Raw genomic sequence first — 22,548 nt, forward strand, 5'->3', positions numbered from 1 at the left:
TGGCGGTGTCCCGGCCGGCCTGTTACCGCCACATCGCCGAAACGGCGCTCAGCCACAGCCCCGCCCAGCCGGGTCCGGCGCGGGGTCAGCTGACGTTGGCTGGGCCCAGGACGCTCTTGAGGTCGGCCATCAGGGCGGTGGTCGCCGCCACCCGGACCGGCCCCAACCGCAGCAGGGTGGTCCGGCTGCCGTTGAGCAGCTTGACGTGCACCTCGGCGTCGCCGGGGTGCAGCACCAGGGTCTCCTTGAGCCGTTCCACCAGGGGTGGGGTGCAGCGGGTCACCGGGATGGTGAGGGTGACCGGCTTGTTGGTCGCGCTGGCGCTGACGTCCGGCAGGGACATGTCCATCGCCATGATGCGGGGGATGTCGTCGCGCCGGTCCACCCGGCCCTTGACCACCACGATGGCGTCCTCGGCGATGTACTGCCCGATCACCTCGTAGGTGTTCGGGAAGAACAGGGTCTCCACCCCACCGGCGAGGTCCTCCAGGGTGGCCGAGGCCCACGCCCGGCCCTGCTTGGTGACCCGCCGCTGCACCCCGGAGAGGATCCCGGCGAGGGTGACCACCGCCCCGTCGGGCACGGTGCCCTCCTCGGACAGGGCGGAGATGGTGCAGTCGGCCGCCGACCCGAGGACGTGCTCCAGGCCGAACAGCGGGTGGTCGGAGACGTACAGGCCGAGCATCTCGCGCTCGAAGGCCAGCTTGTCGCGCTTGTCCCACTCCGCCTCGCCGATGGTCGGCATGACCGTGGTGTTGGTGGCCACCTCGGCTTCGCCGAAGCCCGCCCCGAACAGGTCGTACTGGCCGACGGCCTCCTTGCGCTTGACGTCGGCGTACGCGTCGATGGCGTCGGCGTGCACGGTGAGCAGTCCCTTGCGGGAGTGCCCCATCGAGTCGAAGGCGCCCGCCTTGATCAGGGATTCGATGGTCTTCTTGTTGCAGACCACCGCGTCCACCTTGGACAGGAAGTCGTAGAAGTCGGCGTACCCGCCCTTCTCCTCCCGGCAGCGCATGATCGAGGTGACCACGTTCGCGCCGACGTTGCGGATCGCGCCCAGACCGAACCGGATCTCCGTGCCGACCGGGGTGAAGGGGCCGGCCGAGGTGTTCACGTCCGGCGGCAGCACCTGGATGCCCATCCGGCGGCACTCCGACAGGTACAGCGCCATCTTGTCCTTGTCGTCGCCGACGGAGGTGAGCAGCGCCGCCATGTACTCGGCCGGGTAGTGCGCCTTCAGGTACGCCGTCCAGTACGACACCAGCCCGTACGCGGCGGAGTGCGCCTTGTTGAAGGCGTACCCGGCGAACGGGACCAGGACGTCCCAGACCTTCTGGATCGCCTCGTCGGAGTAGCCGTGCTCGCGGCAGCCATCCCGGAACGGGATGAACTCCTTGTCCAGGATCTCCTTCTTCTTCTTGCCCATCGCCCGGCGCAACAGGTCGGCCTGACCCAGGGTGTACCCGGCGAGGATCTGCGCGGCGCGCTGCACCTGCTCCTGGTAGACGATCAGGCCGTAGGTGGGTGCCAGGATCTCCCGTAGCGGCTCCTCCAGCTCCGGATGGATCGGGGTGATCTCCTGGAGGCCGTTCTTGCGCAGCGCGTAGTTGGTGTGCGAGTCCACCCCCATCGGGCCGGGCCGGTACAACGCCAGCACGGCGGAGATGTCCTCGAAGTTGTCCGGCTTCATCATCCGCAGCAGGGACCGCATCGGCCCGCCGTCGAGCTGGAACACCCCCAGGGTGTCACCCCGGGCCAGCAGCTCGTACGCGCCCTTGTCGTCCAGCGGCAACCCGAGCAGGTCCAGTTCCTTGCCGTGGTTGAGCTGAATGTTCTTCACCGCGTCGTCGATGATGGTCAGGTTGCGCAGGCCGAGGAAGTCCATCTTCAACAGCCCGAGCGACTCGCAGGTCGGGTAGTCGAACTGGGTGATGATCACCCCGTCGGAGTCCCGGCGCATCAGCGGGATGTGGTCGATGATCGGCTCGGCGGACATGATGACCCCGGCGGCGTGCACACCGGTCTGCCGGATCAGCCCCTCGATGCCCCGGGCCGTGTCGATGACCTTCTTGACGTCGGCCTCCGACTCGTACATGCCGCGGATCTCGCCGGCCTCGGCGTAGCGCGGATGCTTCGGGTCGAAGATGCCTTCCAGGGGGATGTCCTTGCCCATCACCGCCGGGGGCATGGCCTTGGTGATCCGGTCGCCGACCGCGTACGGGTAGCCGAGCACCCGGGCCGAGTCCTTGATCGCGGCCTTGGCCTTGATGGTGCCGAAGGTGGCGATCTGGGCGACCTTGTCCTCGCCCCACTTGTCCGTGACGTACTTGATCACCTCGCCGCGCCGACGCTCGTCGAAGTCGATGTCGACATCCGGCATGGAGACCCGCTCGGGGTTCAGGAACCGCTCGAAGATCAGCCCGTGTGGGATCGGGTCCAGGTCCGTGATGCCCAGGGCGTACGCGACCAGGGAACCGGCCGCCGAGCCACGGCCGGGACCTACCGCGATGCCCTGGTTCTTGGCCCACTGGATGAAGTCGGCGACCACGAGGAAGTACGACGGGAAGCCCATCTGGATGATGACCCCGAGTTCGTACTCGGCCTGCACCACGTGCCCCTCGGGGATGCCGTTCGGGAAGCGGCGGGCCAGGCCCTTGAAGGTCTCCTTGCGGAACCAGGACTCCTCGGTCTCCCCCTCGGGCACCGGGAAACGGGGCATCAGGTTGTGGAACTCGAACATCCCCGCCGGGTCGACCTTCTCGGCCACCAGCAGGGTGTTGCGGCAGCCCTCCAGCCACACCTCGGAGCTGTCCACGCCGCGCATCTCGTCGGCGGACTTGATGTAGTAGCCGCTGCCGCCGAACTTGAACCGGTTCGGGTCGGCGACGTTGCTGCCGGTCTGCACGCAGAGCAGCACGTCGTGCGCCTCTGACTGAGCCTCGTGGGTGTAGTGCGAGTCGTTGGTGACCACCGGCGGGATGTTCAGCTTGCGGCCGATCTCCAGCAGCCCGTCCCGGACCTGCTTCTCGATGTCCAGGCCGTGGTCCATCAACTCCAGGAAGAAGTTCTCCTTGCCGAAGATGTCCTGGTATTTCGCCGCCGCTTCGAGGGCCTGCGCGTCGTGGCCCAGCCGCAGCCGGGTCTGCACCTCGCCGGAGGGGCAGCCGGTGGTGGCCATCAGCCCGTCGGCGTACTCGGCCAGGAGTTCCGCGTCCATCCGGGGCCACTTCACGAAGTAGCCCTCGGTGTACGCCTTGCTGGTGAGCTTGAACAGGTTGTGCAGGCCGACCCGGTTGCGCGCCCAGATGGTCATGTGGGTGTAGCCACCGCTACCGGAGACGTCGTCGCTCTTCTGCTCCGGGCGGCCCCACCGCACCCGAGACTTGTGGAACCGCGACTCCGGTGCCACGTACGCCTCGATGCCCAGCACGGGGGTCACCCCGGCGGCCATGGCCTGCTTGTAGAAGTCGTTCGCGCCGTGCATGTTGCCGTGGTCGGTCATCGCGACCGCCGGCATTCCCTGCCGCTTGACCTCGGCGAACAGGTCCTTGAGCCGGGCCGCCCCGTCGAGCATCGAGTACTCCGTGTGCACGTGCAGATGCGCGAACGAATCGCCCATGCCAAGCCCCCCGGGTCGGCTGATCAAGTCGAGTCGACTTACCCTAACCCGCCACCGGAGAGCCCTCCGAGCGGCGCGCACAGGCGTACCGCAGACCACTCGACCCTTCACGGAGAGTCACAGATCGGCGACGCTGGCGTGTTCGGCGTAGCCGTCCGGCCGACCGCTGCCCCACCGGGAAGGGCACCGAGGAGGCCTGCCAGGACACCCTGCTGAGCGGGTCGGGCGGCTCCCGTGGAGTACGGGGGCCGCCTGGCCTCGGCGTCAGTGCGCGATGGGCAGGTTCGCCTCCTGGCGGGCCCGCTCGTCGCCGCTGAGGGTGTGCAGCGGCTTCTCCCGGACGAACAGCACCGCCAGCAGGGCTAGGAAGGCGATCGGCGCGCTGATCAGGAACAGCTCCGAGGTGGCGATGGCGTACGAGTTCTGCACGATCCGCAGCACCGGCTCGGGCAGGGTGGACAGGTCGGGCACCTCGGTGGTGCCGCCGCCGGTCGCACCGGCGGCCGGTCCGAGCTGCTCGGTCATCAGGCCGGTGACCCGGTTGGCCAGCACCGCGCCGAGGGCGCTGACTCCGATCGCGCCGCCCATGCTGCGGAAGAAGGTGAGCACCGAGGTGGCCGCGCCCAGTTCGTGGGCGGGTACGTCGTTCTGGGCCGCCAGGACCAGGTTCTGCATCAGCATGCCGACTCCGACGCCGAGCAGCGCCATGTAGCTGAACAGCAGCGGCAGGGGGGTGTCGATGTCGATGGTCGACAGCAGCAGCATCGCGGCGACCATGACGGCGGCCCCGGCCACCAGGTACGCCTTCCACCGGCCGAACTTCGTGATGAGCTGGCCGGCGACCGTGGAGGAGACCAGCAGGCCCAGGATCATCGGCAGGCTCATCAGCCCGGCGACGGTCGGCGACTTGCCCAGGGAGGTCTGGAAGTACTGGGACAGGAAGACCGTACCGCCGAACAGGGCTACCCCGACCAGCATGCTGGCGACCGTGGTCAGGGTGACCGTACGGCTGCGGAAGATCTCCAGCGGAATGATCGGCTCGGACGCCCGGGACTCGACCCAGACGGCAGCCACCAGCAGCAGCACCCCGCCGATGACCATCAGGGCGGTCCAGCCGGAGGCCCAGGCGAACTTGTGTCCGGCCAGCGAGGACCAGATCAGCAGGGTGCAGACGCCGGCGGTGATCAGCACCGCGCCCGCCCAGTCGATGCGGGCCTTGCGGCGGATGACCGGCAGGTGCAGGGTGCGCTGGAGCAGGATGATGGAGATGATGCTGAACGGCACCCCGATCAGGAAGCACCAGCGCCAGCCCAGCCAGGAGGTGTCCACCAGGACGCCACCGATCAGCGGGCCGGCGATGGTGCCGACCCCGAACACCGCGCCGAAGATGCCGGCGTAGCGGCCCAGCTCACGGGGCGGGATCATGGCCGCCATCACGATCATCGCCAGGGCGGTCATGCCGCCGGCGCCGATGCCCTGCACCACCCGGCTGACCAGCAGCACCTCGACGTTCGGGGTGAGTCCGGCGATCAGCGAGCCGAGCACGAACAGCCCCAGGGAGAGCTGGATCAGCAGCTTCTTGCTGTAGAGGTCGGCCATCTTGCCCCACAGCGGCACGGTGGCCGTCATGGCCAGCAGTTCGCTGGTGACGATCCAGGTGTAGACCGTCTGGCTGCCGTTGAGGTCGGCGATGATGCGCGGCAGCGCGTTCGCCACCACGGTCGAGGCGAGGATCGCCACGAACATCCCCACCATCAGCCCGGAGAGGGCCTGGAGGATCTCCCGGCGGGACATTCGGCTGTCGGCCGCCCCAGCGGCGTCGACCGGCTCGATCGAAGTCTTCATGACACTTCTTTCTCACACGTGGTACGGCCTCGGCGCGAGTACGCCGGGCCAGTGGTGGTGGTCGGGATGCCGGCCTCGGTGGTCAACCGGTGCGGGGGTCGGGCAGGCCGGCGGCGACCGCGGCGAACGCCTCGTCGAGCAGCGCGGTCAGGGGGCCGGCGCCGCCGGTGGACCAGCGGATCATCGCGGTACGCAGTGCGGCCCCCGCGACCCCCACGACCAGCGCCGGGTACGCCTCATCGCCCGACAGTCCGGTACGCGCGGCGACCGCCTCGATCAGGGCCCGTTCGGTGGTGGCGTTGCCGGTGACCAGGCGGCCCAGCAGCACGGGATGCTGGGTGACCACCCGCAGTCTCAGTTGCCACAGTTCGGCGTCCCCCTGGGCCTCCTCGACGGCCTCGATGAAGGCGCGGCGCAGCGCCTCCAGCGCGGGCTGCTCCGGGGGTACGGCGGCCAGCGCCCGCAGCACCCGCTCCCGGTCCCCCTCGCTGTCCCCCACCAGGGCGTCGTCCTTGGTCGGGAAGTAGTTGAAGAAGGTCCGGGCGGAGACGTCCGCGGCCTCGCTGATCTCCTCGACCGTCACCTGGTCCAGGCCACGCTCGGCGACCAGTCGCAGCGCGGCGGCCGCCAGGGCGGCCCGGGTCTGCCGCTTCTTACGGTCTCGTCGACCCAGCGTCGTCATCTCGTCCACCGGCACGGCAGTCACCGTACGGCCAAAGGTGCACTCACTGCAAAGTTTTACCGTGTGACGCAAATTTCCCTGGCGGACACCATGTCGGGCGACGGACACCAATGGTCCGCTGAACACCATTGGCGATTCCACACTGATGATCACTGGACATTAGTGTGTGGCACACAGTATGGTGTGACGCATGGGCAGCGACGACGTGTTGCGGACGCATCTGCAGGAGTTACGCCGGGGAACGGTGGTGGTGGCCAGCCTGGTGGCCCTGCGCCAACCCGGCTACGGGTACGCACTGCTGCAACGACTCACCGGGCACGGCTTCCCGGTGGACGCCAACACCCTCTACCCGCTGCTGCGCCGGCTCGAGGAGCAGGGGCTGCTGACCAGCGAGTGGAACACCGAGGAAAGCCGGCCGCGAAAGTTCTACCGCACCAGCGAGGCGGGTGAGCAGGTGCTGGAACGCCTGCTGACCGACCTCGCCGCCGTGCAGACCTCGCTGACCGCCCTGATCGAAGGAGCCCCCCGATGACGACCTCCCTGACCGACCGATACCTCGCCGCCACCCTGCGCTCGGTGCCGGCCGCCCGCCGCGAGGAGATCGCCGACGAACTGCGCGCCTCGATCGCCGACATGGTCGACGGCCGTACGGCTGAAGGGGTCGACGCCACCACGGCGGAGCGCGAGGTACTCACCGAGCTGGGCAACCCGGCCGAACTGGCCGCCCGGTACGCCGACCGAAGACTGCAACTCATCGGCCCGACGTACTACCTGGCCTGGCAACGCCTGATGATCGGGTTGCTGAGCACCGTCCCCGCCATCATCGGGGTGCTGATGGGGGTGCTGGAGGCCACCGTCTCCGACAACGCCGCCGGGGCCATCGGCAAGGGCATCGTCGCGGCGTTCAACGTGGCGGTGCAGATCGCCTTCTGGGTGACCCTGATCTTCGCGATCATGGAACGGGTGGGCACTCCCCTCAACCAGCCACAGTGGAGTGTCGACCAGCTCCCGGACGAGCCCGTCGAGCGGGACGTCACCCTCACCGACGTGTGCGCCTCGATCGTGTTCCTGGTCCTGCTGATCGCCGCCCTGCCGTGGCAGCACTTCCAGACGGTGGTCGGCGACGGTGACCGGCTGCCGATCCTCGACCCCGCACTCTGGAGCTTCTGGCTGCCGGCGCTGCTCGCCATCCTGGTCGCCAGCATCGGCCTGGAGGTCGCCAAGTACCGGGCCCGCCGATGGACCTGGCCGCTGGTCGGCGTCAACGCCGTCCTCAACCTGGCGTACGCCGTGCCGGTGATCTGGCTGCTGAGCACCGACCGCCTGTTCAACCCCGAGTTCGTCGCCCGCTTCACCTGGCTGCGCGACAACGGCATCGACACCGTCACCCAGATCAGCATCGTCGTCATCGTCGCCACCACCCTCTGGGACATAACCGACAGCACCCTGAAAGCCCGCCGCCCCACCCCCTGACCTCCCCGTTGATCATGAGGTTAGCGGCAGTCGTCGATCTCCAGACTGCCGCCAACCTCATGATCAACGCACTGAGGGTGGGGGCGGGGGTGGTGGGGCGAAAGTAGGCTGGCCTGCGACAGGGGTGTCGCGTAAGCAGGGGGTGCCGTGGAAGTCATCATCGGATTGGTGTGCCTGGTCCTGATCGTCGTGGCGGTGCTCGGCTTCGGGGTCTCGATCTACAACGGGCTGGTCCGGGCCCGCAACACGTACCGCAACGCCTTCTCCCAGATCGACGTGCAGTTGGTCCGTCGGCACGATCTGATCCCCAACCTGGTGGAGACCGCCAAGGGGTACCTCAAGCATGAGCGGGAGACCCTGGAGGCGGTGATCACCGCCCGCAACGCCGCCGTCAACGCGCAGGCCGCCGCCGCGGCCGCACCGGGCGATCCGGCGGCCATGCAGCGGCTCAGCGGGGCGGAGAACGCCCTGACCGGCACCCTGGGTCGGCTGTTCGCGCTCTCCGAGGCGTACCCGGATCTCAAGGCCAATCAGAACATGATGCAGCTGTCCGAGGAGTTGACCTCGACGGAGAACCGGGTCGCCTTCGCCCGGCAGGCCTACAACGACGCCGTGATGGCCTACAACAACAAGCGTGAGGTCTTCCCCTCCAGCCTGATCGCGGGGATGTTCTCCTTCGGACCGGCCGCCCTGTTCGAGCCGGACGACCCGCAGCAGCGGCAGGCCCCGCAGGTCAGCTTCTGATGAACTTCTTCGAACGGCAGCGCCAGGTACGCCGGCTGTCGACCCGGCTGGTGCTGCTGTTCGTCCTGGCCGTGATCGGCATCGTGGTGGTGGTGAACCTCGCGGCGATCTTCGCCTTCAACGCGACCGCCGCCGACCCGGCGCAGTTGGCCGGCTTCGTGGCCATGGTGACCGTGGCGACCGTCGCGGCGATCGGGCTGGCCGCGCTGGTGCGTACCCTCGCGTTGCGCGGTGGCGGCGGGAAGGTGGCCCGTGAGCTGGGCGGGGTGCCGGTGCCGCCGAACACCACCGACCCGGAGCTGCGTCGGCTGCGCAACGTCGTGGAGGAGATGGCGCTGGCCTCCGGGGTACCGGTGCCGGAGGTCTACGTACTGCCGGAGGAGACGGCGATCAACGCCTTCGCCGCCGGTTGGGGTCCCTCGGACGCCGCCGTGGCGGTGACCCGAGGAGCCTTGCAGCGACTGAACCGCGACGAGCTCCAAGGGGTCATCGCCCATGAGTTCGCGCACGTGGTCAACGGGGACATGCGGCTCAACATCCGGCTGATGGGCCTGCTGTTCGGCATCCTGTTCCTGACCGTGATCGGCCGGGGCCTGTCCCGTTCCGGGCTGGTCAGCGGCGGCAACCGGCAACGCGGCAACAACGGTGGCGCCAACCCCCTGCTGCTGGTGGGGCTGGCCCTGCTGGTGGCCGGGTATATCGGGGTGCTCGCCGGGCGGCTCATCCAGGCCTCGGTGTCCCGGCAACGGGAGTACCTGGCGGACGCCTCGGCCGTGCAGTACACCCGGCAGACCCGGGGCATCGCCGGTGCGCTGAAGAAGATCGGTGGCCTCTCCGAGGGTTCGGAACTGAAGTCGCCCAAGCGCGACGAGGTGGGGCACATGCTCTTCGGCGAGGCGGCGGCCTCCTGGTTCGCCACCCACCCGCCGCTGGCCGACCGGATCCACGCCTTGGAGCCCTCCTTCGACCCCGCCGAGCTGCAACGGCTGTCCCGGCAGTGGGCGGCGGTCCCGCCGTCCGGTCGGCAGGAGGACCTGGCCCTGGGCCTGGCCCCGACCGCACCCCCACGCCCCGCAGGCCAGACCACCCCCAGCCAGACCACACCCGGCCAGGCCGCACCCAGTCAAGCCACAACCGGTGAGGTACGCCCGACCGGGGCGGCGTTGCCGGGGGCGGGGACCCGGGTACGGGTCGCGCCGACCGAGGTGCTCGGGCGGGTGGCCGCGCCCACCGAGAGCGCCTACCAGCACGCCGCGGCCCTGCTGGACCAGATCCCGGCCGAGCTGTTGGATCGGGCCCGGGACCGGAACACCGCCGTACCCCTGCTGCTCGGCCTGCTGCTCAGCGCCGATCCGCAGATCCGGCAGCACCAGTACGCCGCCCTGGCCCACCAACACGGCCGGGAGCTGGCCGAGGCCGCGATCGGTCAGGCGCAGGCCCTGACCGGGCTGCACCGGATGCTCGTACTGCCGCTGGCCGAGTTGACCTTCCCGGCGTTGCGGGACCGGCCGGCCCCGGAGCTGGAGTCGATCCTGGCGGCCGTGTTCACCCTGATGAACGCCGACCAGGCGATCGACGTGTCCGAGTACTGCCTCTCCCGGCTGTTGCTGGCCGAGATCCAGGAGTCCCTGCGGCCGGACTCCCGCTGGCGTACCGACCGGCGGAGCATGACCGACGCCCGGTCGGCGGCGGGTTTCCTGCTGGCCACCCTCGCCCAGGTGGGGCATGGCGGGCAGGCCGAGGCCGCCCGCGCCTTCCAGGCCGGCATCGACACCCTGCTGCCGGGCACCTCGTGGGCGTACGCCCCACCGGAGAACGGGGTACTCGCCCTGGAGACCGCCTGGCCGGTGCTGGACGGGCTCCGCCCGGCGGACAAGGAACGGCTGGTGGCCGCCGTGGTGGCGGTGATCAGCCACGACGGGATGATGACGGTGGCCGAGTTCGAACTGCTGCGGACCATCTGCGGTCTGCTGCACTGCCCCCTGCCCCCGATGGCCGGCGCGGGGGTCGGCTGAACGCGGCGTCGAGCACACCGATGCGGGCTCAGGTTGGGTCGGCGGGCGTCGGGCTGGCATCCTGGCCCGGGTGACCAGCGAGAAGGCCGGGGGGTGGCGGCGACCCGGGCCCACCCCCGAGCAGCAGCGGGTCGACCTCTACGCCGGTCTGGCCGCCACCGTCCTGGCCCTGCTCAGCCTCACCCTGGCCCAGAGCACCGGGTACTTCCTGCTCGGCCCGCCGCCCTCCGGCCTGGAACAGCTTCTCTGGACCGTAGCGGTGCCCCTGCCGCTGATCTGGCGGCGCCGGCACCCCACCGCCACCACCCTGCTCATCTCGGCCGCCTTCATCGGGTCGCAGGTGCGGGCCGTACCGGAGTGGCAGCTCTCCCAGTGGGCCCTGTTCGCGGCCATCTTCACCCTCGGCGCGTGGGGACGCGACCGGAGGCTGTCCCGCCGGGTACGGATCAGCGTGATCGTCGCCATGTTCCTGTGGCTGGCGATCTCCTACGGGATCAACCTCGACCGGGTGCCCCCGGACGCCTTCGCCGACGCGATCGGGCCGGTGCCGCCGATGATCGCCGCGATCGTCACCGGGGTACTGGCCAACGCCCTGTTCTTCGGCTTCGCGTACTTCTCCGGGGAGATCGCCTGGATCGCCGCCCGCCGGCAGCACGAGCTGGCCGAGCAGGCCGAGGCGCTGCGCCGCTCGCAGGCGGAGGCGCGCGAGCACGCGGTGGTCGGTGAGCGGGTCCGCATCGCCCGTGAGCTGCACGACGTGGTGGCCCACCACGTGTCCGTGATGGGGGTGCAGGCGGCGGCCTGCCGCCGGGTCTTCGACAAGGACCCGGCCAAGGCCCGGACCGCCCTGACCTCGATCGAGGGGTCCGCCCGGACCGCCGTGGACGAGCTGCGCCGGATGCTCGGGGTACTGCGGGCCAACGACGGCGAACCGGACGAGGCGGCGGCTCAGGCCGGCGGGATCGCCCAGGTGGAGGCCGTGGTAACCCGGGCCCGCGAGGCCGGGCTACGCGCCACCCTCGGGGTGTACGGAGATCCGACCCCGATTCCCGAGTCGGTCTCCCAGGCCGCCTACCGGGTGGTGCAGGAGGCGGTCACCAATGTGTTGAAGCACGCCACCGGGGCACGGATTCTCGATGTGCGGATCCGCTATCTGGCCCAGGAGGTGGAGGTCGAGGTGACCGACGACGGCCAGGTCAGCCGCTCCCCCAACACCGACGGGCTGGGTCTGATCGGGATGCGGGAACGGGTGGCCACCCACGGCGGTGAGCTGGAGGCCGGTCCGTGTACCGGGGGTGGCTGGCGGGTACGGGTGCGCTTCCCCCTGCCGATCACGGCGGGACAGTCGGCATGAGCACCGCGCAGGGGAACCGGCTCGACCGGCCGATCCGGGTGCTGCTGGCCGACGACCACCATCTGGTGCGTACCGGCTTCCGGGTGATCCTGGAGATCGAGGACGACATCGAGGTGGTCGGCGAGGCCGCCGACGGGCGACGGGCGGTCAGCATGACCCGGGCGCTGCGCCCGGACGTGGTGCTGATGGATGTGGAGATGCCCGAGGTGGACGGGTTGGAGGCGACCCGGCGCATCCGGGCCGAGCAGGACCAGGCCGGTCCGGCCGTGTTGATCCTCACCACCTTCGACCGCGACGACTACCTGTTCGCCGCGCTGCGCGCCGGGGCCGGCGGCTTCCTGCTGAAGAACGGCACCCCGGAGGCGTTGATCGAGGCGATCCGGGTGGTGGCCCGGGGTGACGGTCTGCTCGCCCCGGAGATCACCCGCCGGGTGATCGCCACCTTCGCCCGGTCCGGCGGGCCGAGCGCCGGGGGGCCGGATCCGCAGGCCGCCCTGGCCGACCTCACCCCCCGGGAGCGGGAGGTCCTGATCCTGGTGGCCGGGGGTGCCAGCAATGCCGAGATCGCCGGCGCCCTGCACCTCGGCGAGGCGACCGTGAAGTCGCATGTCAGCCGGGTGCTGGCCAAGCTTGAGCTGCGGGACCGGGTGCAGGCGGTGGTCTTCGCGTACGAGCAGGGGGTGGTCCGTCCCGGCGGGTGACCGGCCTCCGCCGCGAGGATGAGACGTGATTTCCGTCCCCGGAGGGACGGCGGTAGATCATGAAAGATCTAGCGTGTAAGCCGTGACCACAGTCCTCCGCCTAGACGGTGTCGACCGCAGCTTCGGCGACCGTCAGGTGCTCAAGAACGTGTCCTTCGAGGTCGCCGCCGGTCGGATGACCGGCTTCGTCGGCGGCAACGGCGCCGGCAAGACCACCACCATGCGGATCATCCTCGGGGTGCTGGCCGCCGACGCGGGACAGGTGACCTGGGGCGGCAGGCCGCTGAGCCGCCAGATCCGGGGACGGTTCGGCTACATGCCGGAGGAGCGCGGCCTCTACCCGAAGATGAGTGTCCGGGAGCAGGTGGTCTACCTGGGTCGGCTGCACGGGATGACCGCGGAGGGCGCCCGTCGCGCCACGGACACCCTGCTGGACCGGATCGGGCTGGCCGAGCGGGGCGACGACCTGCTGGAGACCCTGTCGCTGGGCAACCAGCAGCGGGCCCAGATCGCCGCCGCCCTGGTGCACGACCCGGAGGTGCTGGTGCTGGACGAGCCCTTCTCCGGGCTGGACCCGATGGCCGTGGACACCGTCCTGGCGGTGCTGCGGGAGCGGGCCGCCGCCGGCGTACCGGTGCTGTTCTCCAGCCACCAACTCGACGTGGTGGAGCGGCTCTGTGACGACCTGGTGATCATCGCGGACGGTGCGATCCGCGCCGCCGGCAGCCGGGAGCAGTTGCGCGCCTCCTCCGCCACCCACCGCTTCGAGTTGGTGGTGGACACCGACGCGGGCTGGCTGCGGGATCAGGCCGGGGTCAGCCTGGTGGACCTGGACGGGCCCCGCGCCGTCTTCGACCTCGCCGCCGAGGCCGACGAGCAGAAGGTGCTGCACGCCGCCCTCGCCCGGGGCCCGGTGCGCGCTTTCCGTCCGGTCACCCCCTCCCTCGCCGAGATCTTCCGAGAGGTCACCCAGTGAACACCTTCGAGGCCACCCGGCTGGTAGCCGCCCGGGAGATCCGGGTCAAGCTGCGCGACCGCACCTTCCTGATCAGTACGCTGTTCTTCCTGCTCATCGCGGCGGCGGCGACCGTGCTGCCGCCCCTGCTCTCGGGTGGGCCCTCCACGGTGGCGGTGACCGAGGCGGCGGCCGGTCCGCTGCGCCAGGCCGGGCTGGAGGTGCGGGTGGTGGCCGACGACGCCGCCGCCGAGCAGGCGGTCCGCGACGGCGAGGCCGATGCCGCGGTGGTCTCCGGCCCGGCGGTGCTGGCCATGAACGAGGCCCCCAGCGACGTGGTCTCCGCGTTGAGCAGCGCGCCCCCGGTGCGGCTGCTGAACCCGGACGCGGTGGACCCGCTGTTGGCCTTCCTGGTGCCGATGGCCTTCGCCTTCATCTTCTTCATCACCTCGCAGACCTTCGGTATGCAGATCGCGCAGAGCATCATCGAGGAGAAGCAGACCCGGATCGTGGAGATCCTCGTCGCCGCGGTGCCGGTGCGCGCCCTGCTGGCCGGCAAGATGCTCGCCGGCACCCTGCTGGCGCTGGGGCAGATCGTGTTGATCGCCGCCGTGGCGGTGGCCGGTATGGCCTTCGGCGACAGCAACGAGTTGCTCTCCCTGCTCGGCCCGGCGATCGGCTGGTTCGTGCCGTTCTTCGTGCTCGGCTTCGTGCTGATCGCCTCGATGTGGGCGGCGACCGGCGCCCTGGTCAACCGGCTGGAGGACATCAGCGGGGTGTCCATGCCGGTGCAGCTGGCGGTGATGCTGCCGTTCTTCGCGGTGGTCTTCCTCAACGACAACCCCGGTGCCATGCGGGTGCTGTCCTACCTGCCGTTCTCCTCGCCGACCGCGATGCCGCTGCGGCTGTTCAGCGGTGACGCCGCCCTCTGGGAGCTGTTCGCCTCCCTGGCCCTGCTGCTGGTCGCGGCGCTCGGGTTCGTGCTGGCCGGGTCCCGGGTGTACGAGGGTTCCCTGCTGCGCACCAACGGCCGCACCTCGATCCGTACCGCCTGGCGGGAGCGCGAGACCCTGAGCTGAGCAGTGCCACTGCGCTCGTCCGCATCCCGGTGACCGACCCTGGTCGCCGGGATGCCGGCGTTCAGCCCTGGTCGATCGGGACGGTGGCCCAGTCGGCCGGCAGGCGGGGAGCCGACCAGGCCGGGTCGGGCTGCCAGGTCGCCCAGGACTCGTCCCACCAGCGTCGGCCCGCGTCGAGCAGGGCGGCGATCCGGTCACCCTCGGCCCGGATCGCCTCGGCCATCCCCGGGTAGCGCCCCTCGACCAGCCGCTGGGCGAACAGTTCCACATCCTTGAAGACGTACCGGTCGGCGTCCGCCGCCCACCACAGGTCAAGCTCGTGGTCCAGGGTGTCCACCCCGATGGGGGTACGCCGGAAGGGGTCCTGGAGGTTGAAGTACCAGCCGGCGAAGGTGCGCCGCGGGCCGGACCAGAAGACCTCGACCGCGTGGGCCTCGCCGGGGCGGTGCAGCATCAGCTTCCCCGGGGCTGAACCGTTCGACCGCCACCACTCCCCCTGGTCAGTCCTGGGCCAACTCCGGCCGGTGCTCCCTGATCCAGGCTTCCACATCCGACTTCCGCCACACCTTGCCCATCGCCAGCACGGCGATCGGCTCGGGGAAGTTCCGCTGGTTGGCGATGACGGACGCGCGCTGCCGGGAGACGTTTCCCAGCATCTCCCGGATCTCCGACACGCCCACCAACTCCATGAGTTGACAATGACAGCGGCAACCTGCCTCGACTCCGACAACTACGGAGTCTATTGACGCAGACAACGCTGTGGGGCAGCATGGCTGCATGAGCGCACTGAACCCTTCACCCGATCAGGGGCAGCCGGTGAACTCGTGGCCTGCGGTGCAGCGGCATCCGCCCGTACGCCCGGGGTGGTCTTGTGGGGTGTGCGCGGGGCCCTGGCCGTGCCCCAGGGCGCGGAGGCTGCTGCGGGTCGAGTACGGCGGCGACCGGGTGGGTCTGTCGGTCTACCTGGCCGGGATGCTCTTCGACGCCACCGGCGACCTGCTGCGGCACGCCGAGGGCCCGCTGCCCGCGCCGGAGGAACTGTTCGACCGCTTCCTGGCCTGGGCCGCTCCCCCACCCCGGGCCCGGCACCGGGCCGCAGTGTCGCAGCCCGGTGGTAGAACTCCGAGCACCACCTGCCCGAGGAGAATGATCATGGATGTACGGGATGCCGCGCAGCGCTGGGCGGACGCCTGGACCCACGGCTGGCCCAGCAAGGACGTCGAGAGCATCGTCAAGCTACAGGCGACCGACGGGGTCCACTGGGCTTCACTGTTTCGTCCCTGTCGAGGACGGGACGGGCTGCGCGCCTATGTCGAGGAGTGTTTCCGTGAGGAGACCCGCCCGGCCGAGGTCTGGTTCGGCGCACCGCGCAGGGACGGCGACACGGCGACGGTCGAGTACTGGGCGATCACCTACCCGCACGATGCGCCGCTGACCATCTCCGGCTGCACCCTGCTGCGCTTCGACCCCGACGCCCTGGTGGCCGAGTCGCGCGACTACTCCCACGCCCGGGAGGGCCGGTTCCCGCCACCGGCCGGCCTCTTCGACTGACGGATCTGCCGATCGACGGCGCAGCGGGTGTCACTCTTCGGGCAGCCCGCGCATGCCGCGCAGCGGTGAGAAGAGGACCCAGAGCACCCCGAGCAGGGCGCCGAGGCTGGCGATCCAGAGCGCGGGGCGTACCCCGATCGCGGCACCTAGTGTCCCGCCGACCAGGGCGCCGATCGGTCGGATGCCGTGGTTGACGGTGCGCCTGAACCCGGAGACCACGGCGAGCATGGCCACCGGGGTGGCCGCGATCTGCACCGAGCCGACCGCGATGTCGAGGACCATGACGCCCAGCGCGGAGACCAGCTCGGCGGTGAACAGCAACGCGAGCACCACCGGCTCCGGCCCCATGGCCAGCGGCACGAGGATCAGAGGGGCCGGGAAGGCGACGAACCCGACGAGCACCGCGGGGCCGATGCCGATCCGGCGACTGACCGGGCCGGTCACGGCCGCACCGAGCAGTCCGCCGACCGCCCCGGCCCCGATCACCAGCCCCAGGATGCCGGGTGAGACACCCAGCTCGGTGGTCACGTACAGCACGAAGAGCGCCGCGAACATGTAGTTGAACAGGTTGAGGGTGGTGGTGCCGAGCAGGGTCGCCCGCAGCACCTCGGAGCGGGCCACGAACCGTACCCCCGCCGCCATGCCCCGGGCGGGGCCGGTGGTCACGGCGCGCTCCGTGACCCTGGTCCGGGCCAGGAAGACCGCCGACACCAGATAGGTGAGCACGCCGGAGAGGAGGGCGACCGGTGCGGTGAGCACCTGCACGAGCACCCCACCGATGCTCGGGCCGGCCACATGGGACATGGCCCGGCTGCCGTTGACCAGACTGTTGGCGTCCACATAGTCCGATCGAGGGACCAGGGCGGCGAACAGGCTGCTGTGCGCCACCTCGAAGAAGACCGAGAGACAACCGATCAGGAAGGCCACGACACACAGCAGCAGCAGATTCAGGGCGCCGGCCCACCAGAGCAGCGGCACGAGCAGCAGCAGAGCCGCCCGACCGAGGTCGGCGACGATCATCACCCGACGTCGGCGCGGGTGGCGGTCCACCCAGGCGCCGGCCGGCAGGGAGAGGAAGAGGTTCGGCAGCAGCGAGGCGGCGGTCAGGTAGCCCATCTCGGCCGGTCCGGCACCGACCGCGAGCAGGGCCAGCAGCGGCACGGCGAGCATGGTGACCTGGTCGCCGAAGAGGGAGACGGTCTGTGCGGACCAGTAGCGACGGAAGGCCGTCTGCCGCAGCAGGCGTGGGATGCGCGGCCGGCGCGGCGGCGCCGGGTCGGCCAGTACCAGGGGTTCAGTCATGGTCGGACTCCGCTCGCCGGCCCTCGACTGGTACGGCGCCGCGCGGGAGCGCCATCTGGACGAAGGTCACCGGGCGGGACCCGGGCGGACGCTTCGCCGGGTCGGTGATCCGTTCGTCGTACCGGGCCAGCAGCGCCTCGACCTGCTCGGTCAGCTCGCGCAGCTCAGCGGCGGTGACATGCAGCAGCGTGTCGCCGAAGCCGGCCGCCACCCGCCACTCGACCGGCTCGTCGGCGCGGATCGCCAGGTAGTCCTGTCCACGTTGCAGGTAGACACCGAGCATCACGCTGTTGATCTGGTCCGTCGCCGCCCTCATGTCCGGGTCGTCGGAGTCGTCGTCCCAGGAGGTGTACAGGGTGGTGGCCCGCCAGGGCCGTTCCCTGCCGTCCGCCCCGGGCACCCGTTCGGCGAACCCGTACTTGGCGAGTTGCCGCAGGTGGAACGAGCAGTTGGGCACGTTGTCGTCGAGCCGGGCGGCGGCCTGCGTCGCGGTCATCGGGCCTTCGCCACGGAGCAACCCGATCAGACGCATCCGCAGCGGGTGCGCGTACGCCCGCAGGGCGCGTGGATCGGTGACCTTGACGGCTCGCGGCGGCAACTCTTCGGGCATACCCTAGAGAATGCTTTAGAAAGATGTCTCTAGCAACCCCGGGAGGCCGATGGTCTTCGATCGGGGATGCGGAACGCAGCAGGGCGCGCACCCGAGCCCGAGGCTCGCGTACGCGCCCTGAGGTCGCGCCAGTGGTCGGGTCGGCTCAGCCGACCGCCGCCATGATCTCGTCGGAGATGTCGAAGTTGGCGTAGACGTTCTGCACGTCGTCGCAATCCTCCAGCACGTCGATCAGCTTGAAGACCTTCCGCGCGCCCTCCTCGTCCAGCGGCACGTTGACGCTGGGGATCAGGGCGGACTCGGCCGACTCGTACTCGATGCCGGCGTCCTGCAGGGCGGTGCGGACCGCGATCAGGTCACCCGGCTCGGAGACCACCTCGAAGGCCTCGCCCAGGTCGTTGACCTCCTCGGCCCCGGCGTCCAGGACGGCCAGCATCACGTCGTCCTCGCTGGTGCCGGCCTTCGGCACGATCACCACGCCCTTGCGGGAGAACATGTACGACACCGAGCCGGCGTCGGCGAAGGAGCCGCCGTTGCGGGTCAGGGCGGTGCGTACCTCGGTGGCGGCGCGGTTGCGGTTGTCGGTCAGGCACTCGATCAGCAGCGCGACCCCGTTCGGGCCGTACCCCTCATACATGATCGTCTGGTAGTCGGCGCCGCCGGCCTCCAGGCCGGAGCCGCGCTTGACCGCCCGGTCGATGTTGTCGTTGGGGACCGAGTTCTTCTTGGCCTTCTGGATCGCGTCGTAGAGGGTCGGGTTGCCGGCCGGGTCGCCACCGCCGGTCCGCGCCGCGACCTCGACGTTCTTGATCAGCTTGGCGAACATCTTGCCGCGCTTGGCGTCGATGACCGCCTTCTTGTGCTTGGTCGTCGCCCACTTTGAGTGGCCGGACATCTGTTACCTCCGTTGCTACCCGCCGTCTGCATCGACCGCACCGCGCACGCCCCGCTCCGCACCGGCGCACGCGGTGGTGCCGGTCTGCTCTGGTGGAAGCCGTGGCGGCCAGAAGGCCCTGCCGAATCTCGACAATCCTACCGAGGGACCCCCGGGGCTCGTCACCCGCCGCACACCGGTAACACGGACCGCCGCCACAATCCCGCTGATATGGCACAAAACCGATTATTCACTCTTTGGGTGGCCGGGTCTCCCGCCGAATCTTGGACAGTTGTCGTCAGCGATTGACGACAACTGTCCAAGATTCACACGATCAAGGGTGCTCAGGCGCGGACCAGGTTCACGAAGTGCCGGTGCAGGCGAAGGTCGCCGGTGAGTTCCGGATGGAAGGAGGTGGCCAGCAGGTTGCCCTGGCGGACCGCCACGATCCGGCCGTCGGAGACCCGGCCGAGCACCTCGACCCCCTCGCCGACCCGCTCGACCCAGGGGGCCCGGATGAAGACCGCGTGCAGCGGGCCGCCCTCGATCCCGGCGATCTCCACCGGGGCCTCGAAGGAGTCGACCTGCCGACCGAAGGCGTTGCGTCGGACGGTCATCGAGATGCCTTCGAAGCCACGCTGATCCGGACGCCCGTCCAGGACCTCGGTGGCCAGCATGATCATGCCGGCGCAGGAGCCGTATACCGGCAGACCGGCGGCGATCCGCTTGTCGATCGGTTCGCGCAACTCGAAGATGTCGACCAGTTTGCTGATGGTGGTGGACTCTCCGCCCGGGATGACCAGGCCGTCGACCGCGTCCAGTTCCGCGGGTCGGCGTACCGGACGGGCTTGCGCGCCCGCGCCGGTCAGGGCGGTGAGGTGTTCGCGAACGTCGCCCTGGAGGGCGAGCACGCCGATCACGGGTGCGGGCACTGTGCTCCTTCCGGGAAGCGTTAAGAAGGGGCCCTTCCTCTACCGCAGGCGTTAATAAGGTGCCCTTCCTTGCACCTCACCAGCCGCGGTCGGCCAGGCGGTGCGGGACGGGGATGTCGTCGACATTGATGCCGACCATCGCCTCACCGAGCCCCCGGGAGATCTTGGCCAGCATCTCCGGGTCGTCGTGGAAGGTGGTCGCCTTGACGATCGCGGCGGCCCGCTGGGCCGGGTTGCCGGACTTGAAGATGCCGGAGCCGACGAAGACCCCCTCCGCCCCGAGCTGCATCATCATCGCCGCGTCGGCCGGGGTGGCGATGCCACCGGCGGTGAACAGCACCACCGGCAGCTTGCCGGTCTCGGCCACCTCCTTGACCAGCTCGTACGGGGCCTGCAACTCCTTGGCCGCGACGAACAGCTCATCGGTGGGCAGCGTGGACAGTCGACGGATCTCCTGGCGGATCTTGCGCATGTGGGTGGTGGCGTTGGAGACGTCCCCGGTGCCGGCCTCCCCCTTGGAGCGGATCATGGCAGCGCCCTCGGTGATCCGGCGCAGCGCCTCGCCCAGGTTGGTCGCCCCGCAGACGAAGGGGACCGTGAAGGCCCACTTGTCGATGTGGTTGGCGTAGTCGGCCGGGGTGAGCACCTCGGACTCGTCGACGTAGTCGACACCGAGGGCCTGGAGGATCTGGGCCTCGACGAAGTGACCGATGCGGGCCTTGGCCATCACCGGGATGGAGACCGCGTTGATGATCCCGTCGATCATGTCCGGGTCGCTCATCCGGGAGACCCCGCCCTGGGCGCGGATGTCGGCGGGTACCCGCTCCAGCGCCATCACCGCTACCGCTCCGGCGTCCTCGGCGATCTTCGCCTGCTCGGGAGTCACCACGTCCATGATCACGCCACCCTTGAGCATCTCGGCCATCCCCCGCTTGACGCGGGCGGTGCCGACGGCCGAACTGGTGGCGCTGGGATTCGGGGAAGTCACGGCTGATCGCTCCTTGAGGCGCGCGGGTGGGGGCAGCGGAATGCTATGGCCGCGGCGGCGCCGTTTCCGACAGCCAATCGCAGCGCCGGTGGCCTGGAATGTGGCCCCCGTCACCCAAGACGGCCCTGGTCAGCGGGGGGAGACGTCCACGATCGGCACGGTGAGGGTCGGGTCGTCGATGTCGAAGTAGCGCGGCCAGGTGTGCCGTCGTCCCATCCGGAACAGGCGCACCAGGCGGCGGCTGCGCGCGGTACGGGCGTCGCGGACCAGGTCGGTGTGCACCTGGCGGGCCAGGGCGAGTCGCCGGCTGGCCGCGATGACCGCCTCGCAGTCCGGGTCGGCCGGGTCCAGCTGGACCGCCCGCAGTTGCCGGGTCAGGTCGTTCTCAGCCGCCTCCCGCTCCTGGGGCTCGGCGTCCAGGGCGATGCGGGCCGCCGCGTACAACTCGACGCCGTAGCGGCGTTCGGCCAGCACCGCGGCGGCGGCGGCGCGGCGCAGCAGGTGGGCGTCCAGGGCACGGGCCGCCAGCTCTGCACGGGCCTGCAGGCGCTCGACCCGACCGGCGGTCCAGATCAGGTACGTCGCCACCAGGGCGACGACCACCGTCGCCCCCACCACCCACCACATGCCCGGCATCGTAGTGCTGCTCCCGTTCCTCCCGGTCAGTCCAGTCCCACCCACTCCTGGTCGATCACCCGCCCGTCGGTCGCCTCGATCGCTGCTGCGTATACCTCCAGAACCCGGCGGGCAACCACGGGCCAGTCGAAATTCGCCACCACCTGGTCGCCGCAGGCGGTCAACTCCGCCCGGGCGGCCGGATCGTCCAGCAGTTCGGCGAGGGTACGGCCCAGGGCGGCGGCGTCACCGGTGGGGAACAACCGTCCGGCCCGTCCGTTGTCCAGCACCCGGCGGAAGGCGTCCAGGTCGCTGGCGACCACGGTGGTACCGGCGGCCAACGCCTCGGTGAGGATCATGCCGAAGGACTCGCCCCCGGTGTTCGGCGCCACGTAGAGGTGCACGCTGCGCAGCATCCGGGCCTTCTCCGCCTCGGGCACCAGCCCCAGGAAGGTGACCCGGTCCCGAAGCTCGGGGGGAAACCGGTCGAACAGGTCGTCCGGGTCGCCGGGGCCGGCGACCAGCAGGCGCAGCCCGGGTCGCCGGGGGGCCAGCTCGACGAAGGCGTCCCGCAGGATCGGGAAGCCCTTGCGGGGCTCGGTGAACCGGCCCAGGAAGCCCAGGGTGCCGCCGCTGCCCGGGCCGCACTCCCCCGGCCAGCCGGGCAGCGGGGGCATTCCGGCGAACTTGGCCACCGCCACCCCGTTGGGGATCTCCACCGCCCCGCCGTCGAGGTGCTCCACCTGCACCTTGCGGGCCAGGGCACTCACCGCGATCCGGGCGGTGATCCGTTCCAGCACGATCTGGAGGGCCCCCTGGGCGGCGGACAGCACCCGGGACCGGGTCATCGCGGTGTGGAAGGTGGCCACCACCGGCCCGCGGGCGGAGAGCACCGCGAGCATGGAGATGCTCAGGGTCAGCGGCTCGTGCACGTGCAGCACGTCGAAGTCGCCCCGGGTGATCCACCGGCGGACCCGGGCGGTGGAGACCGGGCCGAAGGCGATCCGGGCCACCGAGCCGTTGTACGGCAGCGGCACCGACCTACCGGCCGAGACCACGTACGACGGCAGGGGGACGTCCTCGTCCGCCGGGGCGAGCACGCTCACCTCGTGGCCGAGCCCGATCAACGCCTCGGCGAGGTCCATGACGTGGTTCTGCACCCCGCCCGGCACATCGAAGGAGTACGGACAGACGATGCCGATCCGCATT

General features: G+C 70.2%; 21 protein-coding genes. 9 read left to right on the forward strand and 12 right to left on the reverse strand.

All coding sequences use genetic code 11. The features are described 5' to 3' along the window. Positions 1–85 precede the first annotated feature (85 nt). The 3 genes from dnaE to ABZ795_RS15295 all read right to left on the reverse strand — a co-directional run bounded on the left by dnaE (position 86) and on the right by ABZ795_RS15295 (position 6,161). On the reverse strand, positions 86–3,619 hold the full coding sequence (gene dnaE, locus ABZ795_RS15285) for a DNA polymerase III subunit alpha (RefSeq protein ID WP_357530783.1): 3,534 nt from the start codon (positions 3,617–3,619) through the stop codon (positions 86–88). 264 nt (positions 3,620–3,883) lie between these two features. Next, positions 3,884–5,464, reverse strand: a complete 1,581-nt coding sequence (locus tag ABZ795_RS15290; RefSeq protein WP_357530784.1) for an MDR family MFS transporter — start codon at positions 5,462–5,464, stop codon at positions 3,884–3,886. Positions 5,465–5,546: 82 nt separating this feature from the next. After that, positions 5,547–6,161 (reverse strand): TetR family transcriptional regulator, encoded by a 615-nt coding sequence (locus ABZ795_RS15295; protein ID WP_357530785.1) that lies wholly within the window; start codon positions 6,159–6,161, stop codon positions 5,547–5,549. 175 nt (positions 6,162–6,336) lie between these two features. Between ABZ795_RS15295 and ABZ795_RS15300 the strand changes: the two genes are divergently transcribed. The 8 genes from ABZ795_RS15300 to ABZ795_RS15335 all read left to right on the forward strand — a co-directional run bounded on the left by ABZ795_RS15300 (position 6,337) and on the right by ABZ795_RS15335 (position 14,467). After that, the gene (locus tag ABZ795_RS15300; RefSeq protein ID WP_102658059.1) at positions 6,337–6,678 is read left to right on the forward strand and encodes a PadR family transcriptional regulator; all 342 of its coding nucleotides are present in this window, start codon (positions 6,337–6,339) and stop codon (positions 6,676–6,678) included. After that, the gene (locus tag ABZ795_RS15305) at positions 6,675–7,619 is read left to right on the forward strand and encodes a permease prefix domain 1-containing protein (protein WP_357530786.1); all 945 of its coding nucleotides are present in this window, start codon (positions 6,675–6,677) and stop codon (positions 7,617–7,619) included. The genes ABZ795_RS15300 and ABZ795_RS15305 overlap by 4 nt, the downstream gene beginning before the upstream one ends. 147 nt (positions 7,620–7,766) lie before the next feature. Then, on the forward strand, positions 7,767–8,363 hold the full coding sequence (locus ABZ795_RS15310) for a LemA family protein (protein ID WP_327026807.1): 597 nt from the start codon (positions 7,767–7,769) through the stop codon (positions 8,361–8,363). Further along, positions 8,363–10,378, forward strand: coding sequence for a M48 family metalloprotease (locus tag ABZ795_RS15315; protein WP_357530787.1), 2,016 nt, complete (start codon positions 8,363–8,365; stop codon positions 10,376–10,378). The genes ABZ795_RS15310 and ABZ795_RS15315 overlap by 1 nt, the downstream gene beginning before the upstream one ends. A 70-nt stretch (positions 10,379–10,448) precedes the next feature. Continuing rightward, on the forward strand, positions 10,449–11,732 hold the full coding sequence (locus ABZ795_RS15320) for a sensor histidine kinase (RefSeq protein ID WP_357530788.1): 1,284 nt from the start codon (positions 10,449–10,451) through the stop codon (positions 11,730–11,732). Further along, positions 11,729–12,433, forward strand: a complete 705-nt coding sequence (locus ABZ795_RS15325; RefSeq protein WP_357530789.1) for a response regulator transcription factor — start codon at positions 11,729–11,731, stop codon at positions 12,431–12,433. Before ABZ795_RS15320 ends, ABZ795_RS15325 begins: the two co-directional genes overlap by 4 nt. 82 nt (positions 12,434–12,515) lie before the next feature. After that, a complete protein-coding gene (locus ABZ795_RS15330; protein ID WP_357530790.1) occupies positions 12,516–13,409 on the forward strand; it encodes an ATP-binding cassette domain-containing protein in 894 nt (297 codons plus the stop codon). Beyond that, a complete protein-coding gene (locus ABZ795_RS15335) occupies positions 13,406–14,467 on the forward strand; it encodes an ABC transporter permease (protein ID WP_357530791.1) in 1,062 nt (353 codons plus the stop codon). The genes ABZ795_RS15330 and ABZ795_RS15335 overlap by 4 nt, the downstream gene beginning before the upstream one ends. 61 nt (positions 14,468–14,528) lie before the next feature. Here ABZ795_RS15335 and ABZ795_RS15340 read toward each other — a convergent pair whose 3' ends face one another. Both ABZ795_RS15340 and ABZ795_RS15345 read right to left on the reverse strand, forming a co-directional pair. After that, on the reverse strand, positions 14,529–14,921 hold the full coding sequence (locus tag ABZ795_RS15340; protein WP_357530792.1) for a DUF402 domain-containing protein: 393 nt from the start codon (positions 14,919–14,921) through the stop codon (positions 14,529–14,531). A gap of 46 nt (positions 14,922–14,967) precedes the next feature. Continuing rightward, positions 14,968–15,156, reverse strand: a complete 189-nt coding sequence (locus ABZ795_RS15345) for a hypothetical protein (protein ID WP_357530793.1) — start codon at positions 15,154–15,156, stop codon at positions 14,968–14,970. Positions 15,157–15,244: 88 nt separating this feature from the next. Between ABZ795_RS15345 and ABZ795_RS15350 the strand changes: the two genes are divergently transcribed. Continuing rightward, on the forward strand, positions 15,245–16,018 hold the full coding sequence (locus ABZ795_RS15350) for a nuclear transport factor 2 family protein (protein ID WP_357530794.1): 774 nt from the start codon (positions 15,245–15,247) through the stop codon (positions 16,016–16,018). A gap of 30 nt (positions 16,019–16,048) precedes the next feature. Here ABZ795_RS15350 and ABZ795_RS15355 read toward each other — a convergent pair whose 3' ends face one another. The 7 genes from ABZ795_RS15355 to ABZ795_RS15385 all read right to left on the reverse strand — a co-directional run bounded on the left by ABZ795_RS15355 (position 16,049) and on the right by ABZ795_RS15385 (position 22,547). Beyond that, positions 16,049–17,320 carry an MFS transporter gene (locus ABZ795_RS15355; RefSeq protein WP_357530795.1) on the reverse strand — a complete coding sequence of 424 codons (1,272 nt, stop codon included), beginning with the start codon at positions 17,318–17,320 and terminating at the stop codon, positions 16,049–16,051. Next, positions 17,313–17,930 (reverse strand): helix-turn-helix domain-containing protein, encoded by a 618-nt coding sequence (locus ABZ795_RS15360; protein ID WP_357530796.1) that lies wholly within the window; start codon positions 17,928–17,930, stop codon positions 17,313–17,315. The genes ABZ795_RS15355 and ABZ795_RS15360 overlap by 8 nt, the downstream gene beginning before the upstream one ends. Positions 17,931–18,075: 145 nt before the next feature. Beyond that, positions 18,076–18,825 (reverse strand): YebC/PmpR family DNA-binding transcriptional regulator, encoded by a 750-nt coding sequence (locus ABZ795_RS15365; protein WP_327026818.1) that lies wholly within the window; start codon positions 18,823–18,825, stop codon positions 18,076–18,078. Positions 18,826–19,148: 323 nt separating this feature from the next. Next, positions 19,149–19,736: a pyridoxal 5'-phosphate synthase glutaminase subunit PdxT gene (gene pdxT, locus ABZ795_RS15370; RefSeq protein ID WP_357530797.1), complete on the reverse strand. Its 588-nt coding sequence runs from the start codon at positions 19,734–19,736 to the stop codon at positions 19,149–19,151. A 76-nt stretch (positions 19,737–19,812) separates the two neighbouring features. After that, positions 19,813–20,661, reverse strand: coding sequence for a pyridoxal 5'-phosphate synthase lyase subunit PdxS (gene pdxS / locus ABZ795_RS15375; protein ID WP_357530879.1), 849 nt, complete (start codon positions 20,659–20,661; stop codon positions 19,813–19,815). Positions 20,662–20,853: 192 nt separating this feature from the next. Beyond that, the gene (locus ABZ795_RS15380) at positions 20,854–21,360 is read right to left on the reverse strand and encodes a hypothetical protein (protein WP_327026821.1); all 507 of its coding nucleotides are present in this window, start codon (positions 21,358–21,360) and stop codon (positions 20,854–20,856) included. A gap of 26 nt (positions 21,361–21,386) precedes the next feature. Next, on the reverse strand, positions 21,387–22,547 hold the full coding sequence (locus tag ABZ795_RS15385) for a glycosyltransferase family 4 protein (RefSeq protein ID WP_357530798.1): 1,161 nt from the start codon (positions 22,545–22,547) through the stop codon (positions 21,387–21,389). Position 22,548: the final 1 nt, after the last annotated feature.

Origin of the sequence: Micromonospora sp. NPDC047134, from assembly GCF_040643455.1 — a bacterium.
Lineage (GTDB): Bacteria > Actinomycetota > Actinomycetes > Mycobacteriales > Micromonosporaceae > Micromonospora.